The organism is Synechococcus sp. N19, assembly GCF_900474045.1.
Taxonomy (GTDB): Bacteria; Cyanobacteriota; Cyanobacteriia; order PCC-6307; family Cyanobiaceae; genus Parasynechococcus.
In genome coordinates this window covers 167,832-174,695 of the sequence record NZ_UCNR01000007.1, presented here as the reverse complement: position 1 = coordinate 174,695, position 6,864 = coordinate 167,832, and the positions used below count along the sequence as shown (strand labels likewise).

Sequence of the window (6,864 nt, the reverse complement as noted above, 5' to 3'; positions counted from 1 at the left end):
ACGATTCAGATCAACTGAATCGGAAAGCCCCCTCCTCGGAGGGGGCTTTTTGTTGTGGCTGAAGCTCCTGTCGTTCGGATCTTTCAACTGAGGAGACGGTCAGTTCTGCATCGGCAATTGCCGTGACGGAAGCAGCAGAAGCAACCACCCATCACCAACTGAGGTTTGGAAACCGAGAGGTCGTGGTCGCAAACGATCCACGGCTTCATCAGCCAACTGGCCTGCTCAGAACGAAACAATCCCAGTAGGGAATCAGCATGCAAAGCTCCTCGGTCAAAAGAGCCCTATTAGCGTGAGCAGCCCAAAGGCGAAGCGGAAACAACGCACCCCCATCCAACGCGTGATCCGCTAGGGGCCATGGCATTACCGCTTCTGGCGTGAGATCGCACGCTGGTGCTACGAGCAATCGCTGCACAACCCTGCGGTCGTTCCAGCGGACGACGGCTTCCCCGCCCACCGGCAGCTGTTGGAGTCGTACCAGCAGATCCGTCAGGAAACGCTGGAAGTGGCCCTCTCGGGGCGCTTGCCCGCCAACCACGACATCATGCAGCAACAGCGCACGCTGTATGAATTCGACCGCAAGATCTGGGGGATGCTGCCCTTACGGGGCTATGGCTACAACTACCCCGCCAATCAGGCGCTGATCCCGTCCTTGCGGAGCTTTCTCAAGCATCACCCTGACGTTGTTTCAGCTGCCGTGAGTCTGTTCGTGAGTCTGTTCCCCCCTGGGAAGGTTCTACGGCCCCACAAAGGTCCGTTCAAAGCGGTATGGAGGTATTACCTGCAGGAAGGTGAGGGATTTCTGTGGGATGACACCTTCCTGCACTCCGCCATCAATCGCTCCAACCAACCAAGGGTGGTGTTGCTGTTCGACGTCTTTCGCAAAGACCAACCGTTTTGGCTGATCGGCATGAGCTGGATCTTTCTTTGGGTGGCTCATATCTGGCAGCAAGTGCAGAACATGCGCGGGCGTGCAGGACTGCAATGAATCAGACGCAAACCCTGATCCAGCAGCTCGGCTTAAAGCCCCATCCAGAAGGGGGCTGGTACCGAGAGCTGCATCGCAGTCCAGACCAAGTTCAACGACAGGACGGTGCCGAGCGATCTGCCTTGACGGCCATTCTGTTTTTGCTGCCCGCCGGTGCCGTCAGTTGCTGGCATCGGGTGATCGGTGGAGACGAAATCTGGACGCACATTGATGGGGCAACGCTGGAGCTCTTTCAATGCCAGGGCGATGGCACAGGGCTGAAACGTGATGCTTTGCATGCGTCCAACCCCATCCAGGTGGTTCCCGCCAACACCTGGCAGGCGGCGCGGAGTCTTGGTGACTACTCATTGATGAGCTGTTGTGTGGGGCCGGGGTTTGACTTCTGCGATTTCGAGATGGCCCGGCAGCATCCCGCGACAGAACGTCCGAAATTGCCCCATCCGGAGTTGATCTGAACCGATGGCTTCGTAGCCTCACCGCATCGATCAATGGCCATGGGCAGCAGCTTCGGCGACCTCTTCCGGATCAGCACCTTCGGTGAATCCCACGGCGGAGGGGTGGGTGTCATCGTTGAGGGCTGTCCACCACGGCTCAACCTCAGCGTCGAGTCGATTCAGGCCGAACTGGACCGACGCAAGCCAGGCCAAAGCCACATCACCACACCGCGCAAGGAAGCGGACCAGGTGGAAATTCTCAGTGGGCTGCTGGATGGCGAAACCACCCTTGGCACCCCGATTGCCATGGTCGTGCGGAACAAGGACCAACGGCCCGGGGATTACAAGGACATGGCGGTCGCCTTTCGGCCCTCCCATGCCGATGCCACCTACCAGGCGAAGTATGGAATCCAGGCCCGCAGCGGTGGTGGACGTGCATCAGCGCGGGAAACCATCGGCCGTGTCGCTGCAGGTGCGATCGCCAAACAACTGTTGAAACAAGCAGCCGGAACTGAAATCCTGGCCTGGGTGAAGCGGATCCACACCATCGAAGCCTCCGGCATCGACCCACAGCAGGTTCAGCTGAGTGATGTGGAGGCCAACATTGTTCGGTGCCCCGAGCCAGCGATCGCCGAGCGGATGATTGAGCGCATCGAAGCCATTGGCCGCGAGGGTGATTCCTGCGGCGGGGTGATCGAATGCGTGGTGCGTCATCCCGCCATTGGTCTGGGCATGCCAGTGTTCGACAAACTCGAAGCCGACCTCGCCAAAGCTGTGATGTCGTTGCCGGCCACCAAAGGATTTGAAATTGGGTCTGGTTTCGATGGAACGCTGTTGAAAGGCAGCGAGCACAACGACGCCTTTGTGCCAACCGACGATGGACGGCTGAAGACCGCCACCAACAACTCCGGGGGCATCCAGGGAGGAATCAGCAATGGTGAGCCGATTGTGATCCGAGTGGCCTTCAAGCCAACGGCCACGATCCGCAAAGAGCAGCAGACCATCGATTCCGATGGCAAGGCCACCACACTCGCTGGGAAAGGACGGCACGACCCCTGCGTTCTGCCGCGGGCCGTACCGATGGTGGAAGCGATGGTGGCACTCGTTCTGGCTGATCACCTGCTGAGGCAGCAGGGGCAATGCAGCCTTTGGTGAGCACCACCCTTTAATCAGTTCAGACGGAACTCACCGCTGAGCTAGAGCTCACCGCCGCTGCGGCCGTTTTCGTCTTTGCCACGCTGCGGGTCCGGGTGCGGCGGGCGGGCTTTTTGCTGGCCTGAGCCTTGGCTGAAGCTGGTTTCTTGGCAGCCAACGTTTTCTTCACCGTCCGGCGTGCACGATCGGTGCTCCCACGGCTGCGATGACTCAACACCAGGGCCCACTCCTCATCACTGAGGGTGGATGGCTTGCTGCCATGGGCGTAGGAGAGCTTGGCCGCCTTTTCAATGTCCTTGATCAGGTTCGTCCAGGACGTGGCAAAACGCTTGTCAGACTGCGATTTTGCTCCGCTCTCCACCAGGGTCTCCACGACTCCAGCAGCCGAAACCTTCTTGCGCCGACGATTGAAAATCTCCTTCTGAAGCTGAGCGATCAGGGCATCGGCCTTGTCGCTGAGCTTGATCGTGAGCTGCGACATGACGCAGTTGGATAGCTATCTCATCTGTAGCATTTTGGACGCATGTCGACCAGTCGTTGGCGTCAACGCTGGCTTGTCGATTGACGCAACCAGTCGAGAAGTGCCTGGAAGGCAGGCGGCGATCCCACCACCCTGCGGCCCAGAGCCACAGCACCATGCCCAGCCTCCAGCCATACGGGGAGGTCGCTTACCTCGAGACCACCAGCGGCAATCACGAAGGGCAGGGGGCCAAGGGGCGCCTGCAAGCGGCTCCAGTAACCAGGCCCCAGATTGGCAGCGGGAAACAGCTTGACGACACGACAGCCGAACCGCATGGCCTGGTGAACCTCCGTGGGGCTGAAGACCCCAGGCACCAGCAAGACACCAAGCTCTCTGGCCTGCTCCACGAGCTCAGGGCACCAGCACGGTGCCATGGCGTAGCTGAGATCAAGCCGCGATAGATCGTTGAGCGCCTTGGAGACCGTCACCGAAGCAGCCCCAAGATTCAGACCAGGGCAATGGTCTTGCACCCGTTGCATGAACCCCATCCAGCCTGGCTGGTCAACCCAGGCCACTTCGAGATGTCGAAGTCCTGCGGCGTGAAGCTGCTTCACCTGGTCCAACAAACCAGAGCCTGAAGCCGCGAGGTCGTCGGGCTCAGGCCGAATCACCAACAAAAGAGGCTGATGCTGCAGGGATGCCACCAAGAGCTCCTGCCGCACCAGCCAAGGGTTGGAAGACGAATCGAAATCAGACGTATTCGGCGACCCGGACGTCACGTTTAATCAGCAGCTCCTGAAGCTCTTCAGCATCAACAGTCTCCTGCTCAACGAGCATCTCAGCCAATTCATCCAGAACGGCTCGATTGTCAACCAGAACCTTGGTGGCGCGCTTGTAGGCCACATCAACCAGCTCAGAGACCTCTTTATCGATCATGGCGGCGGTTTCCTCAGAGAAGTCACGCTCCGCAGCGATGTCGCGGCCAAGGAACATGCCACCCTGCGCGCGCCCCAAGGCAACAGGACCCAGCTCATCGCTCATGCCGAAGCGGGTGATCATCTGACGCGCGGTGGACGCAACCTGCTGGAGGTCGTTGGATGCACCAGTGGTGACCTCATCTTCGCCGTAGACAATCTCTTCAGCCACCCGACCGCCAAGGGCAACAGCCATCTGGTTCTGGAGGTAGGCCCGGGAGTAGAGACCTGATTCCATTCGCTCTTCACTGGGGGTGAAGAAGGTCAGACCGCCAGCATTACCGCGGGGAATGATCGAGATCTTCTGAACCGGGTCATAGTCCGGCATCAGAGCGCCCACAAGTGCATGACCAGCCTCGTGATAAGCCACCAAGCGAGCGCGGCGCTCGCTCATCACACGGTCCTTCTTCTCCGGGCCCGCCATCACCCGTTCAATGGCATCGCTGATCTCGTCGTTGCTCACTTCGGTGAGCTCGCGACGGGCCGCAAGGATGGCGGCTTCGTTGAGAAGGTTGGCGAGATCGGCACCGGTGTAACCAGGTGTCCGGCGTGCAACCTTGTCGAGATCGACGTCCTTGGCGAGGGTCTTGCCGCGAGCGTGAACGCCAAGAATTTGTAGACGTCCGGAATAGTCAGGCCGATCAACGGTGACCTGACGATCGAAACGTCCGGGGCGCATCAGAGCGGCATCGAGCACGTCCGGGCGGTTGGTGGCCGCCACGATGATGATCCCGGTGTTGCCCTCGAAACCATCCATCTCCGTCAGGAGCTGGTTCAGCGTTTGCTCACGCTCGTCGTTACCACCGCCGAGGCCTGCGCCCCGCTGACGGCCAACGGCATCGATCTCGTCGATGAAGACGATGCAGGGAGCGTTTTTCTTGGCTTGCTCGAAGAGGTCGCGAACGCGGCTGGCACCAACGCCAACAAACATCTCAACGAACTCAGAACCAGAGATCGAGAAGAAGGGAACACCTGCTTCACCAGCAACAGCCTTGGCTAGAAGGGTCTTACCGGTGCCAGGAGGCCCCACAAGCAGAACACCCTTGGGGATCTTGGCGCCGACGGCCGTGAAGCGATCGGGGTTCTTGAGGAAGTCGACCACCTCGGTCAGCTCAAGCTTCGCCCCTTCAATGCCGGCCACATCGGTGAAGGTCACCTGGGTGGAGGGCTCCATCTGAACCCGCGCTTTGCTCTTGCCGAACTGCATGGCTGGGTTGCCGCCACCTCCACCCTGGGCGCGCCGGAAGAGGAAGAACAGACCACCAAGCAGCAGCAGAGGGAAGATCAGACTTCCAGCAGCCTGCTGCCAGCCAGGGGTCTGACGGGAGGGCTGCACGGCGATATCGACGCTGTGTTCGGTCAGCAAACCGAGCAGCTCACGATCGGGGGCCAGGTTGACCTGGGCACGACGGCCGTCGTTTTCAACCACCTGGGCGGTGCCTTGATCAGGAGAAATCAGCACACGGCTGATTTGGTCATCCTTCACCGCCTCAACGAACTCGCTGTAGCGGATGGTGTTCACCTGGGGCTGGCTGCCACCGCCGCCACCAAAGAACGCTGGTGCAATCACAACGATCGCCAGAACCAAGAGGGCCCCGAGACCGATATTTCGCCAACGCTTGTTCACAGGTCGTCTCGTAGATGAAGGAATGTTAAACGGGTTCTCAGTCTTCAGGCGGCGCGGAGCACCTCAACCACGCTCTTGAAGGCGAACCACTCGGGAATCTCCTCACCACCGCGCAGCATCTTGCGGAACTGGGTGCCGCTCAGCTTCTTCACGTGCAGGCCACGCGCTTCAGCATGCTCGGCCGTAACATAACCCTCTTCCTGGGTGTAAACGAGGTTCAGGGAGGGAACGGTTTCCATCGTGAGCTCGGGGGCACACTCCTTCGCGAAGTTCTGAGCGTCGTAAGGGCCATAGAAATCGTCACCGGTGAGAGACGATTTGCAGCCGGCCATATCCCGGCCAATGATGAAGTGGGTGCATCCGTAGTTGCGGCGGATGATCATGTGCTGCAGCGCTTCACGCGGACCGGCCATGTGCATGGCGTAGGGCAAGTAGGCCCAGCGAATGCTGTCGTTGTTCACTTCGGCCGCCAGACGTTCATAGGTCTGGAAGCGAACGGCACCAGGGATGTCGTCCTGCTGAGTGGGACCGCAGGTGGGATGAACGAGCACCACAGCGTTGTCACTGACGTTCTGTGCATGCAGGGCACGGGTGAACAGTTCGTAGTGCGCGCGGTGAATGGGGTTACGGCACTGGAACGCCACCACGTCCTCACCTTCGGGCAGGCCTGCACGCACCTCAGCAGGGGTCTTGCAGGGGAACACCCGCTCGGGCAGAGCAAGACCCTGGAGGCTTCCACCCAGATAGAAGCGCTTGCGCTCCATCGTGATCATCCGAACCGCAGGGTGCTCAATGGAGGTGGTGCCGTAGCAGCCCTTGGCTTCAGCCACTTTGTTGGGTTCCCACTTGTCCTCCACCTCGAGGACGGCCAGGTCCTGACCCTTGTAGGTGAGCAGCAGCTTGTCGCCCACTACCACGTCCTCGCGGTCGGTGTCCATCACGATCGGCAGGCCGAACAGCTGGCCAGCAGCCAAACGATGGCCACTGACCACGGCGTCGTAGTCCTCTTGGTGCATGAAGCCACGCAGGGGAGAGAAACCACCAACACACAGCAGCTCCACATCACAGGCGTTGCGATCAGAACACTCGATCGTTTTGGTCGCCTTGGCTTTCACAGCGGCACGATCCGCCTCGGCCACCATCAGATCAACCAGCGTTCCGCCGTAGGGAGCAATCACACCGGATCGCTGGGCAGGAGCTGAAGCACTGGCGGTCATGGCTGCATG

At 60.0% G+C, this 6,864-nt stretch carries 7 protein-coding genes; 3 read left to right on the top strand and 4 right to left on the bottom strand.

Annotation, left to right across the window (positions count from 1 at the left end):
- Positions 1–466: 466 nt before the first annotated feature.
- The 3 genes from DXY02_RS04230 to aroC are packed head-to-tail and all read left to right on the top strand — an operon-like array spanning position 467 to position 2,577.
- Positions 467–988, top strand: a complete 522-nt coding sequence (locus DXY02_RS04230; RefSeq protein ID WP_244276138.1) for an aspartyl/asparaginyl beta-hydroxylase domain-containing protein — start codon at positions 467–469, stop codon at positions 986–988.
- Complete coding sequence (locus tag DXY02_RS04225) at positions 985–1,443, top strand: cupin domain-containing protein (protein WP_114988163.1); 459 nt, start codon at positions 985–987, stop codon at positions 1,441–1,443. The genes DXY02_RS04230 and DXY02_RS04225 overlap by 4 nt, the downstream gene beginning before the upstream one ends.
- A gap of 39 nt (positions 1,444–1,482) precedes the next feature.
- Positions 1,483–2,577, top strand: a complete 1,095-nt coding sequence (aroC, locus tag DXY02_RS04220) for a chorismate synthase (RefSeq protein ID WP_114988184.1) — start codon at positions 1,483–1,485, stop codon at positions 2,575–2,577.
- Positions 2,578–2,596: 19 nt separating this feature from the next.
- Here aroC and DXY02_RS04215 read toward each other — a convergent pair whose 3' ends face one another.
- The 4 genes from DXY02_RS04215 to sat form a co-directional block, all read right to left on the bottom strand.
- Positions 2,597–3,058 carry a hypothetical protein gene (locus DXY02_RS04215; protein ID WP_114988162.1) on the bottom strand — a complete coding sequence of 154 codons (462 nt, stop codon included), beginning with the start codon at positions 3,056–3,058 and terminating at the stop codon, positions 2,597–2,599.
- 62 nt (positions 3,059–3,120) lie between these two features.
- Complete coding sequence (locus tag DXY02_RS04210) at positions 3,121–3,759, bottom strand: bifunctional 4-hydroxy-2-oxoglutarate aldolase/2-dehydro-3-deoxy-phosphogluconate aldolase (RefSeq protein ID WP_244276137.1); 639 nt, start codon at positions 3,757–3,759, stop codon at positions 3,121–3,123.
- Between the two features lie 28 nt (positions 3,760–3,787).
- Complete coding sequence (gene ftsH / locus DXY02_RS04205) at positions 3,788–5,638, bottom strand: ATP-dependent zinc metalloprotease FtsH (protein ID WP_006851961.1); 1,851 nt, start codon at positions 5,636–5,638, stop codon at positions 3,788–3,790.
- A gap of 44 nt (positions 5,639–5,682) precedes the next feature.
- The gene (sat, locus tag DXY02_RS04200; RefSeq protein WP_114988160.1) at positions 5,683–6,855 is read right to left on the bottom strand and encodes a sulfate adenylyltransferase; all 1,173 of its coding nucleotides are present in this window, start codon (positions 6,853–6,855) and stop codon (positions 5,683–5,685) included.
- Positions 6,856–6,864: the final 9 nt, after the last annotated feature.

What these genes read in the sequence shown, in the direction of transcription:
- DXY02_RS04225 (WP_114988163.1), top strand. Translation starts at nt 985, where the DNA reads ATGAATCAGACGCAAACCCTGATCCAGCAGCTCGGCTTAAAGCCCCAT.
- aroC (WP_114988184.1), top strand. Translation starts at nt 1,483, where the DNA reads ATGGGCAGCAGCTTCGGCGACCTCTTCCGGATCAGCACCTTCGGTGAA.
- DXY02_RS04215 (WP_114988162.1), bottom strand. Translation starts at nt 3,058, where the DNA reads ATGTCGCAGCTCACGATCAAGCTCAGCGACAAGGCCGATGCCCTGATC.
- sat (WP_114988160.1), bottom strand. Translation starts at nt 6,855, where the DNA reads ATGACCGCCAGTGCTTCAGCTCCTGCCCAGCGATCCGGTGTGATTGCT.